Annotated in this window: 13 protein-coding genes; 9 read left to right on the top strand and 4 right to left on the bottom strand. The window is 68.9% G+C overall.

Going from position 1 to position 15,488, the window contains the following annotated elements; translation table 11 throughout:
- Positions 1-112: 112 nt before the first annotated feature.
- The 3 genes from AB3K92_RS22950 to AB3K92_RS22960 all read left to right on the top strand — a co-directional run bounded on the left by AB3K92_RS22950 (position 113) and on the right by AB3K92_RS22960 (position 3,572).
- Complete coding sequence (locus tag AB3K92_RS22950) at positions 113-1,267, top strand: pyridoxal phosphate-dependent aminotransferase (RefSeq protein WP_369465872.1); 1,155 nt, start codon at positions 113-115, stop codon at positions 1,265-1,267.
- 72 nt (positions 1,268-1,339) lie between these two features.
- A complete protein-coding gene (locus AB3K92_RS22955) occupies positions 1,340-2,128 on the top strand; it encodes an ABC transporter substrate-binding protein (protein WP_048026164.1) in 789 nt (262 codons plus the stop codon).
- Between the two features lie 13 nt (positions 2,129-2,141).
- Complete coding sequence (locus tag AB3K92_RS22960) at positions 2,142-3,572, top strand: FAD-binding oxidoreductase (RefSeq protein WP_318826353.1); 1,431 nt, start codon at positions 2,142-2,144, stop codon at positions 3,570-3,572.
- 45 nt (positions 3,573-3,617) lie between these two features.
- On the opposite strand, the gene AB3K92_RS22965 is transcribed toward AB3K92_RS22960, so the two are convergent.
- Both AB3K92_RS22965 and cadR read right to left on the bottom strand, forming a co-directional pair.
- The gene (locus tag AB3K92_RS22965) at positions 3,618-4,190 is read right to left on the bottom strand and encodes a PadR family transcriptional regulator (RefSeq protein WP_318826354.1); all 573 of its coding nucleotides are present in this window, start codon (positions 4,188-4,190) and stop codon (positions 3,618-3,620) included.
- 68 nt (positions 4,191-4,258) lie between these two features.
- Positions 4,259-4,690 (bottom strand): Cd(II)/Pb(II)-responsive transcriptional regulator, encoded by a 432-nt coding sequence (cadR, locus tag AB3K92_RS22970; RefSeq protein WP_014895515.1) that lies wholly within the window; start codon positions 4,688-4,690, stop codon positions 4,259-4,261.
- A 91-nt stretch (positions 4,691-4,781) separates the two neighbouring features.
- Here cadR and AB3K92_RS22975 point away from each other — a divergent pair, with 91 nt between their 5' ends.
- Together AB3K92_RS22975 and AB3K92_RS22980 are read left to right on the top strand one after the other, a co-directional pair.
- On the top strand, positions 4,782-7,337 hold the full coding sequence (locus AB3K92_RS22975) for a heavy metal translocating P-type ATPase (protein ID WP_369465873.1): 2,556 nt from the start codon (positions 4,782-4,784) through the stop codon (positions 7,335-7,337).
- Between the two features lie 10 nt (positions 7,338-7,347).
- The gene (locus tag AB3K92_RS22980; protein ID WP_369465874.1) at positions 7,348-7,740 is read left to right on the top strand and encodes a zinc ribbon domain-containing protein; all 393 of its coding nucleotides are present in this window, start codon (positions 7,348-7,350) and stop codon (positions 7,738-7,740) included.
- Positions 7,741-7,899: 159 nt separating this feature from the next.
- Here AB3K92_RS22980 and AB3K92_RS22985 read toward each other — a convergent pair whose 3' ends face one another.
- The gene (locus AB3K92_RS22985) at positions 7,900-8,778 is read right to left on the bottom strand and encodes a GyrI-like domain-containing protein (RefSeq protein ID WP_369465875.1); all 879 of its coding nucleotides are present in this window, start codon (positions 8,776-8,778) and stop codon (positions 7,900-7,902) included.
- A gap of 278 nt (positions 8,779-9,056) precedes the next feature.
- Between AB3K92_RS22985 and AB3K92_RS22990 the strand changes: the two genes are divergently transcribed.
- From AB3K92_RS22990 to eutC, 4 genes are all read left to right on the top strand, one after another.
- Positions 9,057-10,520: a mechanosensitive ion channel gene (locus AB3K92_RS22990; RefSeq protein ID WP_048026172.1), complete on the top strand. Its 1,464-nt coding sequence runs from the start codon at positions 9,057-9,059 to the stop codon at positions 10,518-10,520.
- 247 nt (positions 10,521-10,767) lie between these two features.
- Positions 10,768-12,180, top strand: coding sequence for an ethanolamine permease (gene eat, locus AB3K92_RS22995; RefSeq protein ID WP_048026174.1), 1,413 nt, complete (start codon positions 10,768-10,770; stop codon positions 12,178-12,180).
- A 95-nt stretch (positions 12,181-12,275) separates the two neighbouring features.
- A complete protein-coding gene (locus tag AB3K92_RS23000) occupies positions 12,276-13,673 on the top strand; it encodes an ethanolamine ammonia-lyase subunit EutB (RefSeq protein ID WP_318826357.1) in 1,398 nt (465 codons plus the stop codon).
- Entirely contained in the window at positions 13,670-14,464 is a 795-nt protein-coding gene (gene eutC / locus AB3K92_RS23005) for an ethanolamine ammonia-lyase subunit EutC (protein WP_021164100.1), read from the top strand. Before AB3K92_RS23000 ends, eutC begins: the two co-directional genes overlap by 4 nt.
- A gap of 98 nt (positions 14,465-14,562) precedes the next feature.
- Here the strand turns inward: eutC and AB3K92_RS23010 are convergent, their stop codons facing one another.
- On the bottom strand, positions 14,563-15,447 hold the full coding sequence (locus AB3K92_RS23010) for a LysR family transcriptional regulator (protein ID WP_021164099.1): 885 nt from the start codon (positions 15,445-15,447) through the stop codon (positions 14,563-14,565).
- Positions 15,448-15,488: the final 41 nt, after the last annotated feature.

A 15,488-nucleotide genomic window follows, 5' to 3' on the forward strand; every position in this document is an offset into this window, starting at 1 on the left:
GCCATGACGAACTTTCGTTTGTCCGCCGATATTGGCTCGGGCTAAATCATGCGGCAGATGCAGGCCGCGCGCGTCGCGCGGGGCCGCCCGAAGGACATCAGAAGGAGGAGTCATGCGAAGCGCCACCGCGCCCCGTTCGAAACTGCCCGACGTCGGGACGACGATCTTCACGGTGATCGGCCAGCTGGCCGCCCGGCACGATGCGTTGAACCTGTCGCAGGGGGCGCCGAATTTCGCGCCCGATCCGGCGCTCGTCGAAGGCGTCGCGCGCGCGATGCGCGACGGGCACAACCAGTACGCACCGATGGCCGGCGTGATGGCGCTGCGCGAGCGGCTCGCGGAAAAGACCGAGGCGCTGTACGGCGCGCGCTACGACCCGGCCACCGAGATCACGGTGATCGCGAGCGCGAGCGAGGGGCTGTACGCGGCGATCAGCGCGCTCGTGCATCCGGGCGACGAGGTGATCTACTTCGAGCCGTCGTTCGACAGCTATGCGCCGATCGTGCGGCTGCAGGGCGCGATGCCCGTGGCGATCAAGCTGTCGCCGGAGCACTTCCGCGTGAACTGGGATGAAGTGGCGGCTGCGATCACGCCGCGCACGCGGATGATCATCGTCAACACGCCGCACAACCCGACCGCGACCGTGTTCTCGGCCGACGATCTCGAGCGGCTCGCGCAGCTCACGCGCGACACGGGCATCGTCGTGCTGTCCGACGAGGTCTACGAGCACGTCGTGTTCGACGGCGCGCAGCACCAGAGCGTCGCGCGCCACCGCGAGCTGGCCGAGCGCAGCGTGATCGTGTCGTCGTTCGGCAAGTCGTTCCACGTAACGGGCTGGCGGGTCGGCCATTGCCTCGCGCCGGCCGAACTGATGGACGAGATCCGCAAGGTGCACCAGTTCATGGTGTTCTCGGCCGATACGCCGATGCAGTTCGCGTTCGCGGAGATCCTCGCGCGGCCGGACAGTTATCTCGGCCTGTCGGCGTTCTACGAGGCCAAGCGCGACCTGCTCGCGCGCGAGCTGGCCGATTCGCGTTTCGAGCTGCTGCCGAGCGAGGGCTCGTTCTTCATGCTCGCGCGTTTCCGGCACTTCTCGGACGAAAGCGACAGCGATTTCGTGCTGCGCCTGATCCGCGACGCGCGCGTCGCGACGATTCCGCTGTCGGCGTTCTACACCGACGGCACCGACGCCGGCGTGATCCGGCTCAGCTTTTCGAAGGACGACGCGACGCTGGTCGAAGGCGCGCGGCGGCTGCGTTCGCTGTAACCCCCCGTACGGCATCCGGCCACGGGCATCCGGCGACGGGTACGTCGCATCGACCAGACACAGGAGATCACGATGAAGCACACGGCCACCCTGAAACTCGCGTTCGCACTCGCGTGCGCCATCGGTTCCGGCGCGGCGCTCGCCGATGCGCAGACGCTGCGCTTCGGCCTCGAGGCGCAATACCCGCCGTTCGAATCGAAAGCGCCGAACGGCGACCTGCAGGGCTTCGACATCGACGTCGGCAACGCCGTCTGCCAGACGGCGAAGCTGTCGTGCAAATGGGTCGAGACGTCGTTCGACGGCCTGATTCCCGCGCTGAAGGGCCGCAAGTTCGACGCGATCAACTCGGCGATGAATGCGACCGAGCAGCGGCGCCAGGCGATCGACTTCACGACGATCATCTATCGCGTGCCGACCCAGCTGATCGCGCGCACCGGCAGCGGCCTGCTGCCGACGCCGGAATCGCTGAAGGGCAAGCGGGTCGGCGTGCTGCAGGCGTCGATCCAGGAAACCTTCGCGAAGGCGCACTGGGAGCCGGCCGGCGTCGCGGTCGTCGCGTACCAGGACCAGAACCAGGCGTATGCGGATCTGGTCGCGGGCCGTCTCGACGCGACGCTCGTGCTCGCGCCGTCCGGCCAGCGCGGCTTCCTGTCGCGTCCGGACGGCAACGGTTTTTCGTTCGTCGGCCAGCCCGTGCACGACGACCGGATCCTCGGCAGCGGCATCGCCTTCGGGCTGCGCAAGGGCGACAGCGCGCTGAAGGCGAAACTCGATGCGGCGATCGACAAGCTGAAGGCGGACGGCACGGTGAAGTCGCTCGGCCTGAAGTATTTCGGCGATATCGACATTTCGGCGAAGTAAGCGGGGCTGCGCGATGCAGAACCGGAACACGACCGCCGCGGGCGGCGGACCGGCGGGCACGCCGCTGTCGGGTGACGCGCTCGAAGCCGTGCTCGTCGCCGAACTGGGCGATGCGCTCGTCACGCGCGCGGCCGACATCGATCCGCGTTATTTCACCGCCTACAACGAGCCGGCCGGCGCGCGGCCGCGTGCGCTGGTGCGCCCGCGCAGTGTCGACGACGTGTCGCGCACGCTCGCGCTGTGCGCGCGGCTCGGCCAGGCGGTCGTGCCGCAGGGGGGCCTGACGGGGCTCGCGCGCGGCGCGGTCGCGCTCGGCGGCGAGGTCGTGCTGTCGATGGAACGCTTCACGGGCGTCGACGCGCTCGACGCGGCGGCCGGCACGATGACCGTGCGCGCCGGGACGCCGCTGCAGACGGTGCAGGAAGCCGCGGAAGCGGCGGGTTTCACGTTCGGTGTCGATCTCGGCGCACGCGGCTCGTGCCAGATCGGCGGGATGCTCGCGACCAACGCGGGCGGCACGCGCGCGATCCGCTACGGGATGATGCGCGAGCAGGTGCTCGGGCTCGAGGCCGTGCTCGCGGACGGCACGGTCGTGTCGTCGATGAACCGGATGCTGAAGAACAACGCGGGCTACGACCTGAAGCAGCTGTTCATCGGCAGCGAGGGGACGCTCGGCGTCGTCACGCGTGCGGTGCTGCGGCTGCATCCGTTGCTCGCCGCGCCGGCCACGGCGCTCTGCCGCGTGCGCGACTACGACGCGGTCATCGCGCTGTGGCATCGCGTGCGCACGCTGCCGGAGGTCGTCAGTTTCGAGGCGATGTGGCCGGCGTTCTACGACTACGTTGCGCGCCACACGCCGGGCGTCTCGGCGCCGTTTGTCGGCGACGACGGCTTCGCGGTGCTGATCGAATGCGCGACGAGCGCACCGGGCGGCGATGCGCACCAGGCGCTGGAAACCGGCCTCGCGGCGGGGATCGAGGCCGGGCTCGTGGAGGATGCGGTGCTCGCGACGTCGGAGCGGCAGGCGCGGGACTTGTGGACGCTGCGCGAAGGCCTCGCGATCGACGCGCTGCCGCATCTGGTCAACTTCGACGTGAGTTTGCCGACCGGCGAACTCGGCGTGTTCGCCGAACGCTGCGAAGCGGCGCTGCGCATGCAATGGCCGGATGCCGTGTGCCTGTTCTTCGGGCACGTCGGCGACGGCAACGTGCATATCGGCGTGTCGCTGGCCGGGATGAGCGATGCGGACGCCGATGCGCTCGATCACTGCGTGTACGCGGTGGTGTGGGACATGGGCGGTTCGGTGTCGGCCGAGCACGGGATCGGCGTGCTCAAGCGGCCCTATCTCGCGCACACACGCAGCGACGCGGAAATCGGGCTGATGCGACGCCTGAAGGCCGCCCTCGATCCGGGCGGCATCCTGAATCCGGGCAAGGTGCTTTGACGGCGGCGTTGCCTGCGGCCGCCGGCCGCCCGCCTGCGTGATTCGTCAGCCGTCCACCCAGCGCAGCGCGCCGATCTTCAGGTGTTCGACGACGCTGCGCGCCCATCCGAGCTCGGCATTGAGCAGCACGAGCGCATGTTCGTTCTGCAGCAGGAACAGGCGCGGCACCTGGTCGGCCTGCGCGGCGTTGCGCAGCGTTTCGAGGCGCTCGCGCTCGGCGTCGAGCCGGGCGATCCGAATCTCGAGCTGGTGGCGGGCATCTTCGGCGTCGAGCAGCGGCAGGAAGGCGAGGCCGGCGCCGAACGCCGGGAATTCGCGCGCGGGCTCCGCGAGCAGCGCATGCAGCCACGCCTGCCCGGCCGTGTGCCCGGCCTCGGTCAGCGCATACAGCGTGCGCTCGGGAAACGCGCCATCGCGCTCGGTGTCGTGAACGGCGATCAGCCCGTCGCGCAGCAGCCGGTCGATCGTCTGGTAGAGGCTCGTGCGCTGCCGGACGTTGACGACTTCGTCGTACCCGCGGGCCTTCAGTTGCTGCAGCATCCCGTACGGATGCATCGGCGTTTCGGTGAGCGTCGCGAGGACGGCCAGCGCGAGCGGGGACGGGCGACTAGCGGACATGAATAGTTATCGTATATCTAGTAAGAATATAACTATTCTCGACGAAACTATCATATTCGACAAGGGTTTCAGCCGAGGTGCGAGCGCTTTGCGGCCGGCGCGACGGTTTCCATCGTCGCGAGACCGTGCACGATGCCGCAATCCTCGACCGAATGCTCGCCGACGCACTGCCGCCGCAATTCGGTGAGCTGGTCGCGCAGATGCGTGAGTTCCGCGAGGCGCGCATCGACGTGGCCGATGTGCTCGTCGAGCAGCGCATTGATCGAATCGCAGGGATCGGCCGGCGTGTCGGTGAGCTGCAGCAGCGCGCGGATTTCGTCGTGGGCCATGTCGAGTGCGCGGCAGTTGCGGATGAAGCGCAGCCGTTCGACATGCACGTCGGTGTAGTTGCGGTAGTTCGAGTCGGTGCGCTCCGCATCCGGCATCAGTCCCTCTTTCTCGTAGAAACGGATCGTCTCGGGTGTGCAGCGGGCCGCCTTGGCCAGTTCGCCGATCTTCATGTCTTTCTCCCGTGCAAGGGTTGACCTTGTAGTGGCTTCAGGGTGTTAACTCTACTCCGTCAAGCCATTGAAAGCCATTGAGGAGGTTGTCATGACCGATGCCCAGCGTACCCACGACCCACGACACCGTCATGCCGGCGGCGCCGATGCGTGCTGCGCCGATTCGCGCGACACGCAGACGGCGACCGTTGCCGACGCGGTGCCGGCGGGCGGCGAGCGCGCGCACGGCCACGACCATGATCACGGCGATCACGGCGACGCGCATCGGCACGGCGCGGCGTGCACGCATGACCACGGCGCGCACGACCATTCGGGTCATGGCCACGATCATGCGGAAGGCAACGCCCATGTACACGGCGACGCGTGCTCTGACGACCACGGCAAGCACGACCATGCCGGTCACGACCACGACCACGACCACGACCACGACCACGCGGCCGGCAACTGCTGCGCGCCTGCCGCGCTGACGCTCGCGCCGCTGCCGGTCGCGCAGGCGACCGCGTCGGGCCACGTGCGCTCCGCGTTCCGGATCATGCAGATGGACTGCCCGACCGAGGAAACGCTGATCCGCAAGAAGCTCGGCGGGATGCAGCAGGTCTCGGCGCTCGAATTCAACCTGATGCAGCGGATGCTGAGCGTCGAGCACGTGCCCGGCGCGCAGCCGGCGATCGAAAGCGCGATCCGCTCGCTCGGCATGACGCCGGAAGCCGCGTCGGCCGACGCACCGGCAGCGCCCGCCGCGCCGCCGCCCGCGAAGCCGTGGTGGCCGCTGGCGCTGGCCGGCGTCGCCGCGATCGCATCCGAGGGCGCGACGTGGGCCGGGCTGCCGGTGTGGCTCGCGGCCGCGCTCGCGCTCGCCGCGGTACTCGCGTGCGGGCTCACCACCTACAAGAAGGGCTGGATCGCGATCCGCAACGGCAACCTGAACATCAACGCGCTGATGAGCATCGCGGTGACGGGCGCGATGGCGATCGGCCAGTGGCCCGAAGCCGCGATGGTGATGGTGCTGTTCACGATTGCCGAGCTGATCGAGGCGAAGTCGCTCGACCGCGCGCGCAATGCGATCCAGGGCCTGATGCAGCTCGCGCCGGACACCGCGACCGTGCAGGACGCCGACGGCTCGTGGCGCACGATCGAGGCCGCGCAGGTGGCGCTCGGCGCGGTCGTGCGCGTGAAGCCGGGCGAGCGGATCGGGCTGGACGGCGAGGTCGTCGCCGGCCGCTCGACGGTGAACCAGGCGCCGATCACCGGCGAGAGCCTGCCCGTCGAAAAGGCGACCGGCGACGCCGTGTACGCGGGCACGATCAACGAATCGGGTTCGTTCGAATACCGCGTGACGGCGGTGGCGGCCAACTCGACGCTCGCGCGGATCATCCACGCGGTCGAGGAGGCGCAGGGCGCGAAGGCGCCGACGCAGCGCTTCGTCGACCAGTTCGCGCGTGTCTACACGCCGATCGTGTTCGCGGTCGCGCTGCTGGTGGCGGTGGTGCCGCCGCTCGTCATGGGCGGCGCGTGGCACGACTGGATCTACCGTGCGCTGGTGCTGCTCGTGATCGCGTGCCCGTGCGCGCTGGTGATCTCGACGCCGGTGACGATCGTGTCGGGGCTCGCGGCCGCGGCGCGACGCGGGATTCTCGTGAAGGGCGGCGTCTATCTGGAAGAAGGGCGCAAGCTCGCCTGGCTCGCGCTCGACAAGACCGGCACGATCACGCACGGCAAGCCGGTGCAGACCGACTTCGACCTGCATGCGACCGATGCCGATGCGGTGCGGGTGCGGCACCTCGGTGCGAGCCTCGCGGCGCGCTCCGATCACCCGGTGTCGCAGGCGATCGCCGCCGCGGCACGTGACGCCGGCACGACGGCCTTCGCCGATGTGCAGGACTTCGAAGCGATCGTCGGGCGCGGGGTGCGCGGCACGATCGACGGCACGCGCTACTGGCTCGGCAACCACCGGCTCGTCGAGGAGCTCGAACGCTGCTCGACGGCGCTCGAAGCGAAGCTCGATGCGCTCGAACGGCAGGGCAAGAGCGTCGTGGTGCTGGTCGACGAAGCGCGCGTGCTCGGCATCTTCGCGGTGGCCGACACGATCAAGGACACGAGCCGTGAAGCGATCGCCGATCTGCACGCGCTCGGCATCCGCACCGCGATGCTGACGGGCGACAACCCGCATACCGCGCAGGCGATCGCGAAGCAGGCCGGCATCGACGACGCGCGCGGCAACCAGTTGCCGGAAGACAAGCTCGCGGCGGTCGAGGAGCTGTCGGCCGGCGGCGCGGGCGCGGTCGGGATGGTCGGCGACGGGATCAACGACGCACCGGCGCTCGCACGTGCCGACATCGGCTTCGCGATGGGGGCGATGGGCACCGATACGGCGATCGAGACGGCCGACGTCGCGCTGATGGACGACGACCTGCGCAAGATTCCCGCGTTCGTGCGGTTGTCGCGCGCGACGCATCGCGTCCTGGTGCAGAACATCGGCTTCGCGCTCGGCGTGAAGGTCGTGTTCCTCGGCCTCACGGTCGCGGGGCTCGGCACGATGTGGATGGCGGTCTTTGCCGACGCGGGCGCCAGCCTGATCGTCGTGGCCAACGGCTTGCGGCTGCTGTCGTCCTCCGGGGCGTTCGGCGGTACGCAGGCCGCGCGTTGAGGAGCGGGCGATGAGCTTTCTGAAGCGAATCCTGGGCGGCCACGGCGGTGGCCACGGCAGCGGCCACGGCAATGGCCACGGCAATGGCGGCCACGGCGGCGGAGGCGGGCATCACGGCGGGCAGCGCCGGGACGCACACGGCGGCCACGATGCGCGCGGCCGCGATCGCCACGGCTGGGGCTGGCAGGCGCCGGCCGACGCCAGTGGCGGGCGAGGCGGCCAGGGCGGCAACGTGCCGCTGAGCCAGCTCGCGTGCGCCGGCTGCGGCGCGCTCAATGGGGCCGATGCACGCTTCTGCGCGCAGTGCGGCGCGGCGCAACGCGGCAAGGCCTGCAGCCGCTGCCATGCGGCGCTGGCGGCCGACGCGCGGTTCTGTCCCGGCTGCGGGACGCAGGCGGCTTGAAGAGGTCCGCGCGCTCGTGCCGGCTGCGCAAAAGCACCGGCCGGCGCGCTTCGTTCGACGGCCGGCGCACCAGCCTGCCCGATATCGTCCCGGGCCAGCTCGCGCCGGCAATATCGTCGCGGTCCGTCCAGATACACGGCTCCACGACGCACCCTTCGATCAGCGCAGCGGCAGGTAGATCTCGGTACGCAGGTCGGCCGGCGCCGCGTCCATCGGCGTGTTGAGGTACAGCTCGAACGGCGGCGCGTCGGCGGCTTCGCGGCCCGAATGACGCAGCCAGTCGCCGTAGAGCCACTGGTAGGCCGTCTTCAGGTCCGCGTACGGCCCCGTATGCAGCAGCACCGCGTATTCGCCGCCCGCGATCGTCGCGCGTTCGACCGGCGGCACGGGCTCGACGTCCGGCGCGCCGTCGGCCGGCATGAAACACGCCTTCGCGCGCAGCTGCGCTTCGGGCGTCGTGTCCGGATCGTCGTAGAAAATGCCGATCATCTTCGCGCCCGGGCCGATCAGCCCGTGCTGCCCGACCCAGGCGCCGATCCGCCCGAACGCGTCGCCGACCTTCAGGTACGCGCCCGTGTGCGCCACCGCGTAGCCACGCAGTTCCGGCAGCCGCCGGATTTCGACTTCATGCTTGAACATGTCTTCCTCTCCTCTCTGTAGTGGATAGATGGGCCGGTGGCTGCCCGTGCGCCGGTGCTGCGCGGGCGGCACACCGTACGCGTCGCGAAACGCCCGCGCGAACGCGTGCGTCGAACCGTAGCCCGCGCGCCGCGCGATCTCGTCGATCGGCCGCGCCGTGCACACGAGATCCTCGGATGCGCGCACGATCCGCATCCGCCGCACCGTCAGCACGATCGATTCGCCGTACAGCGCGCGATAGACCCGCTGCCAGTGATACGGCGACAGGCACGCGACTTCGGCGAGCCGGTTCAGGTCGAGCGGGCCGTCGAGGTGCGCGCGGATGTATTCGTGGACGCGCGCCACGCTTGCCGCGTAGCGGGCCCAGGCAGGCTGGTCGGGTTTCGTTTCGACGGTCATCGGCGTATCCGGGCAGGAACCGACGCCACGGTAGCACGGTGCGAATTGATAAATCTTGCGGAAATACGCAGGCGCGCCGACCCGTCGGGCCCTTTTTCATTTTGACGAAATGGGGTCTTGCCCCTCTGCGATCTATGACTAAAGTTAAAGACGGTGAAATCGGGTGATCGCGTCATTTTTCTCGGGTAAGTTGCTCCGTCGGGGCAGCACGCTTTTCGAAGTACGCAGGTAGTTCGTCGATGTCCAATCGCAACACCACGTTTTCGGGAGAAGAAGAAATGGATGCTTCCAGCTTCATCACGTCGCTGCAGACCACGCTAGGGGGGTATCTGCCGAAGATTGCCGGCGCGATCGGCATCCTGGTGATCGGCTGGCTGATCGCCGTCGTGGTGCGGGCCGGCGCGATGCGTCTGCTCGGCGCGCTGAAGGTCGACCAGCGGATCAGCGAAAGCACCGGCCAGGGCGCATGCGTCGAGCGCATCATCGCCGGCGGCCTGTTCTGGCTCGTGCTGCTGGTCACCGCGGTGGGCATCTTCAACGTGCTCAACCTGTATGCGGTCTCCAACCCGTTCTCGCTGCTCGTCACCCACATCGTCAACTACCTGCCGAACCTGATCGGCGGCGCGGCGCTGACGCTGATCGCGTGGCTCATCGCGTCGTTGCTGCGCAGTCTCGCGAACCGCGCGCTGAAGGCGAGCAAGATCGACGACAAATTGTCCGAAGGCGCCGGCTTGCAGCCGATGAGCGGTTATCTCGGCGACGTGCTGTTCTGGCTCGTGATCCTGATGTTCCTGCCGGCGATCCTCGCGTCGTTCGCGCTGTCGGGGCTGCTGACGCCCGTGCAGGGGATGGTCGACAAGCTGCTCGCGATCGTGCCGAACCTGTTCGCGGCCGCAGTGATCGGGATCGTCGGCTGGATCGTCGCGCGCGTGCTGCGCGGCCTCGTGACGAACCTGCTCGTCGCCGCCGGTGCCGACCGACTCACGCAGCGTCTCGACAGCCCGACGCCCGTGCGCGTGTCGAGCCTGATCGGCACGGTCGTCTACGTGTTCGTGTTCGTGCCGACGCTGATCTCCGCGCTCGACGCGCTGAAGATCGACGCGATCTCGGTGCCGGCCACCAACATGCTGAACCAGTTCCTCGGCGCGGTGCCGGACATCGTCGCGGCGATCGTGATCGTGCTGGTGACGTTCTACTTCGCGCGCTTCGTCGCGTCGCTCGCGCAGAAGCTGCTGGAAGCCGCGGGCGCCGACGGGCTCCCGGCCGTGCTCGGCGTCGAGCGCGTGTTCTCGGGGATGCTGCAGCCGTCGGTGCTGGTGGCGCGGCTGATCGTGTTCTTCGCGATGCTGTTCGCGTCGGTCGAAGCGGCGAACCGGCTCGGCTTCTCGCAGGTGCGCGACGTCGTCACGCTGTTCATCGAATTCGGCGGCCACGTGCTGATGGGCGGCGTGATCCTCGTGATCGGCGTGTGGCTCGCCAGCCTCGCGCGCCGCGTGATCGAGCAGGCCGACCGCGAGCACAGCGTGCTGTTCGCGCGCATCGCGCAATTCGCGATCCTCGGCCTCGTGTTCGCGATGGGGCTGCGCGCGATGGGCATCGCGAACGAGATCGTGCAGCTCGCGTTCGGCCTCGTGCTGGGTGCGATCGCGGTGGCGGTGGCGCTGTCGTTCGGCCTCGGCGGCCGCGAAGCGGCCGGCAAGCTGCTCGACCGCTGGTTCAACCAGCGCGGCGGCGGGCAATAAGTCTTTCGCGTCGAGCTTCCGTCCGGCCGCTGCGTGCGGCCGGCGGCGGCGGTCGCAGCGGGGCGGGCCCGGCATCGGTGCCTTTCGCGCAGCGGGAGGCCATACAAGCCCGGAACAGGCGTTTCCGTCAGCGAAATGTCAGCCGCGATCTTTGCCGAATTTCGATAACACGTCGTTTAATGACTCTCTAGCATCGATTCTCAGTCGCGCAGGCCGCCAGGCCCGGCGCATTTGAGGAGAGAGTCCGATGAAAGCAGAGTCGAATGGCCGGCCCGCCGCCGGCGCCAAGTCGTCCGGCCAGCCCGCGCTGCAGCAGACGCTCGGGACCTGGCAACTGTGGGGCATCGCGGTCGGCCTCGTGATCTCCGGCGAATACTTCGGCTGGAGTTACGGCTGGGCGAGCGCCGGCACGCTGGGTTTCGTCGTCACCGCGCTGTTCGTCGCGGCGATGTACACGACCTTCATTTTCAGTTTCACCGAGCTGACGACGTCGATCCCGCACGCGGGCGGCCCGTTCGCGTATGCACGTCGCGCATTCGGCCCGACCGGCGGCTATCTGGCCGGCGCGGCGACGCTCGTCGAATTCGTGTTCGCGCCGCCCGCGATCGCGCTCGCGATCGGCGCGTACCTGCACGTGCAGTTTCCGGGCCTCGAGCCCAAGCATGCGGCGATGGGCGCGTATCTCGTGTTCATGGCGCTGAACATCGTCGGCGTGCAGATCGCGGCGACCTTCGAGCTCGTTGTCACGCTGCTCGCGATCTTCGAGCTGCTGGTGTTCATGGGCGTCGTGTCGCCGGGCTTCGCGTGGAGCAACTTCATGAAGGGCGGCTGGTCGGGCGCCGATCATTTCAGCATGGGCGCGTTCCACGGGATGTTCGCGGCGATCCCGTTCGCGATCTGGTTCTTCCTCGCGATCGAAGGCGTCGCGATGGCCGCCGAAGAGGCGAAGAACCCGAAGCGCTCGATCCCGATCGCGTACGTGGCCGGGATCCTGACCCTCGTGGCACTCGCGATCGGCGTGATGGTGTTCGCCGGCGGCGCGGGCGACTGGACCAAGCTCGCGAACATCAACGACCCGCTGCCGCAGGCGATGAAGTACATCGTCGGCGCGAACAGCGGCTGGATGCACATGCTCGTGTGGCTCGGGCTGTTCGGCCTCGTCGCGTCGTTCCACGGGATCATCCTCGGTTATTCGCGCCAGATCTTCGCGCTGGCCCGCGAAGGTTACCTGCCGGAGTGGCTCGGCAAGGTGCATCCGCGCTTCAAGACCCCGCACCGCGCGATTCTCGCGGGCGGCGTGGTCGGCATCGCGGCGATCTACAGCGACGAGCTGATCCAGTTCGGCGGGCAGACGCTGACCGCGAATATCGTGACGATGTCGGTATTCGGCGCGATCGTGATGTATATCGTGAGCATGGCGTCGCTGTTCAAGCTGCGCCGCACGCAGCCGAACATGGCGCGGCCGTTCCGCGCGCCGCTGTACCCGATCTTCCCGGCCTTCGCGATCCTTGCGGCGCTCGTCTGCCTCGCTACGATGGTGTATTTCAACGGGCTGGTCGCGCTGGTGTTCGTCGGCTTCCTCGCGGTCGGCTACGCGTACTTCCTCGCGACGCGTTCGCAGCGCGAGGGCGCGCCGGGCGACGCGCTGGTGGAGGAGTGAGCAGGTGAAGGTGAACGGCCGTTCCTGACGGCATCCGGCGCGCCCCGTCGAACGGGCGCGCCGTCGGCTTTTGGCAAGGCAAGGAGACTCGCACGATGTCCTATACGGAGACGATCGGCCCGCGCACGTACCGTTTCGCGGACCTGAAGACGCTGCTCGCGAAGGCGAGCCCGCTGCGTTCCGGCGACCAGCTCGCCGGTGTCGCGGCGGCGAGCGAGGAGGAGCGCGTGGCCGCGAAGATCGCGCTCGCGGGCGTGCCGCTGAAGGCGTTCCTGAACGAGGCGGTGATCCCGTATGAAGACGACGAGGTCACGCGCCTGATCGTCGACGATCACGATGCGGCGGCGTTCGCGGAAATCTCGCATCTCACCGTCGGCGATTTCCGCAACTGGCTGCTGTCGCCCGCCGCCGACGGCGCGGCGCTCGAACGGATCGCGCCGGGCCTTACGCCCGAGATGGTCGCCGCCGTGTCGAAGCTGATGCGCAACCAGGACCTGATCGCCGCGGCGAGAAAGCGCCGCGTCGTCACGCGCTTTCGCAACACGGTCGGGCTGCCGGGCCGGATGTCGGTGCGGCTGCAGCCGAACCACCCGACCGACGACGTGAAGGGGATCGCCGCGTCGATGCTCGACGGGCTGATGTACGGCTGCGGCGACGCGATGATCGGCATCAACCCGGCCACCGACAGCCTCGCGGCGATCGTGAAGCTGCTCGCGATGATCGACGGATTCCGCGAACGCTACGGCGTGCCGACGCAGTCGTGCGTGCTCACGCACGTGACCAACACGATCGCGGCGGTCGAGAAGGGCGCGCCGGTCGATCTGGTGTTCCAGTCGATCGCGGGCACCGAGAAGGCGAACGCGAGCTTCGGCATCTCGCTCGCGCTGCTCGGCGAGGCGCGCGAGGCCGCGCTGTCGCTCAAGCGCGGCACCGTCGGCAACAATCTCATGTACTTCGAGACGGGCCAGGGCAGCGCGTTGTCGGCGAACGCGCATTTCGGCGTCGACCAGCAGACCTGCGAAGTGCGCGCATATGCGGTGGCGCGCAAGTTCGAGCCGTTCCTCGTGAACACGGTGGTCGGCTTCATCGGGCCCGAATACCTGTACGACGGCAAGCAGATCATCCGCGCGGGGCTCGAGGATCACTTCTGCGGGAAGCTGCTCGGCGTGCCGATGGGCTGCGACATCTGCTACACGAACCACGCGGAAGCCGACCAGGACGACATGGACACGCTGCTGACGCTGCTGGGCGCGGCCGGCATCAACTTCATCATGGGGATTCCGGGCGCGGACGACGTGATGCTGAACTACCAGAGCACGTCGTTCCACGACCAGCTCTACGTGCGCGAGGTGCTCGGCCTGCGCCGCGCGCCGGAATTCGAGGAGTGGCTGGAGACGATGGAGATCGCCGACGCGCACGGAGCATTGCGCGCCGCGAACTCACGCGTGCCGCTGCTCGCGGGCGCGAACGACTGGATGGGGATTTCGGCATGAGCGACGCCGTCGAAAAGAATCCGTGGGGCCAGCTGAAGTCGTTCACGAACGCGCGGATCGCGCTCGGCCGTGCGGGCAACAGCCTGCCGACCGCGCCGCTGCTGGCCTTCAACCTGTCGCACGCGCAGGCGCGCGACGCGGTGCACCAGCCGCTCGACTCGGACGCGCTGCGGCGCGAGATCGAGGCGGCCGGCCTGCTGCCGACGCTCGGCGTGCAGAGCGCCGCGCCGGACCGCGACCACTATCTGCGCCGGCCCGATCTCGGCCGCAAGCTGTCGGACGACAGCCGCGGGCTGCTCGCCGGTTACGGCGCGGCGCTCGACGATGCGCCCGATGTCGTGTTCGTGGTCGGCGACGGGCTCTCTGCGTTCGCGGCCGCAAAGCAGGCGCTGCCGCTGCTGCAGGCGGTTCGGCCGCGCCTCGACGCGGACGGCTGGCGGATCGGCCCGGTGGTGGTCGCGACGCAGGCGCGCGTCGCCCTCGGCGACGAGATCGGCGAGCTGCTGCGCGCGAAGGTCGTGGCGATGCTGATCGGCGAACGGCCGGGGCTCAGCTCGCCGGACAGCCTCGGCGTGTACCTGACGTGGGCGCCGAAGGTCGGCTGCCACGACGCGCTGCGCAACTGCATCTCGAACGTGCGGCCCGAAGGGCTGCCGTACGCGGCGGCCGCGCACAAGCTGCATTACCTGATGACGCATGCGCGCAGGCTCCAGCTGACGGGCGTCGGGCTGAAGGACGACAGCGATGCGCTGTTGCCGCAGGCGGAAGCGGAGCGGATCGGGGCGGACTGAAAACGGTCGCACGCGGGCCGCTCCCGTATCGCGGGGGGCGTGCCGTTCGAGCGGCATGAGCGGCACGAGGGGCGGCTGTCGAGGCGCCCGCTACCCGGCTACCTGAACAGCCGCTCGCACAGAAAATCGACGAACACGCGCAGTTTCGGCGACAACTGCCGGCTCGACGGCCACACGATCGAGAATTGCCCCGGCGCGATCCGGTAGTCGTCGAGCACGGTGACGAGCGTGCCGTGTTCGAGCGCGTCGCGCGCGAGGAAGTCGGGCATGTAGCCGATGCCGAGCCCCGCGAGCACGGTGCCGCGCAGGGCTTCCATGTTGTTGCAGGTCAGTGCGGTGCGCAGCTTCGCCGGCGTGCCGTCGGCGGCCGCGAGCGCCCAGTCCTGCAGCTTGCCGGTGGTCGGGAAGCAGTAGCGCACGCATTCGTGCGCTTCGAGATCGCGCGGCGTGCGCGGCGTGCCGGCCCGCGCGAGATACGCGGGCGTCGCGCACAGCACGAACGCAAACGGGCCGAGCCGCCGTGACATCAGGCTCGAATCGGACAGCGGGCCGCTGCGGATCGCCGCGTCGAAGCCGCCTTCGACGACATCCACCATCCGGTCGTTGAAATCGAGATCGAGCTCGACGTCCGGGTAGCGCTGCCGGAACTCGGGCAGCACCGGCAGCAGGAACCGGTAGCCGATCACCGGCAGGCTCACGCGCAGCCTGCCGCGCGGGCGCTGCGCCGACGCGGTCACGGTCGCTTCCGCGTCGCGGAAATCCTCGAGGATCCGCTGGCAACGTTCGTAGAAATGCCGCCCCTCTTCGGTGAGGGTGACGCGGCGGGTCGTGCGGTTGAACAGGCGCACGCCCAGCGACTGTTCGAGTTTCGCGATCGTCTTGCCGACCGCCGACGCCGAGATGCCGAGCGCGCGGCCGGCCGCGACGAAGCTCAGCGCTTCGGCGGTGCGGACGAACGCGACGATGCCGGACAGGTTTTCCATCGAATCGAAGCGCGCACGACGACACGCGCGGTGAAGTGAAT

This window comes from Burkholderia sp. Bmkn7 (assembly GCF_041103175.1).
GTDB classification, from domain to species: Bacteria; Pseudomonadota; Gammaproteobacteria; order Burkholderiales; family Burkholderiaceae; genus Burkholderia; species Burkholderia cepacia.

Coding starts and splice junctions, on each gene's coding strand:
- AB3K92_RS22950 (WP_369465872.1), top strand. CDS start 113: ATGCGAAGCGCCACCGCGCCCCGTTCGAAACTGCCCGACGTCGGGACG.
- AB3K92_RS22955 (WP_048026164.1), top strand. CDS start 1,340: ATGAAGCACACGGCCACCCTGAAACTCGCGTTCGCACTCGCGTGCGCC.
- AB3K92_RS22960 (WP_318826353.1), top strand. CDS start 2,142: ATGCAGAACCGGAACACGACCGCCGCGGGCGGCGGACCGGCGGGCACG.
- AB3K92_RS22965 (WP_318826354.1), bottom strand. CDS start 4,190: ATGTCCGCTAGTCGCCCGTCCCCGCTCGCGCTGGCCGTCCTCGCGACG.
- cadR (WP_014895515.1), bottom strand. CDS start 4,690: ATGAAGATCGGCGAACTGGCCAAGGCGGCCCGCTGCACACCCGAGACG.
- AB3K92_RS22975 (WP_369465873.1), top strand. CDS start 4,782: ATGACCGATGCCCAGCGTACCCACGACCCACGACACCGTCATGCCGGC.
- AB3K92_RS22980 (WP_369465874.1), top strand. CDS start 7,348: ATGAGCTTTCTGAAGCGAATCCTGGGCGGCCACGGCGGTGGCCACGGC.
- AB3K92_RS22985 (WP_369465875.1), bottom strand. CDS start 8,778: ATGACCGTCGAAACGAAACCCGACCAGCCTGCCTGGGCCCGCTACGCG.
- AB3K92_RS22990 (WP_048026172.1), top strand. CDS start 9,057: ATGGATGCTTCCAGCTTCATCACGTCGCTGCAGACCACGCTAGGGGGG.
- eat (WP_048026174.1), top strand. CDS start 10,768: ATGAAAGCAGAGTCGAATGGCCGGCCCGCCGCCGGCGCCAAGTCGTCC.
- AB3K92_RS23000 (WP_318826357.1), top strand. CDS start 12,276: ATGTCCTATACGGAGACGATCGGCCCGCGCACGTACCGTTTCGCGGAC.
- eutC (WP_021164100.1), top strand. CDS start 13,670: ATGAGCGACGCCGTCGAAAAGAATCCGTGGGGCCAGCTGAAGTCGTTC.
- AB3K92_RS23010 (WP_021164099.1), bottom strand. CDS start 15,447: ATGGAAAACCTGTCCGGCATCGTCGCGTTCGTCCGCACCGCCGAAGCG.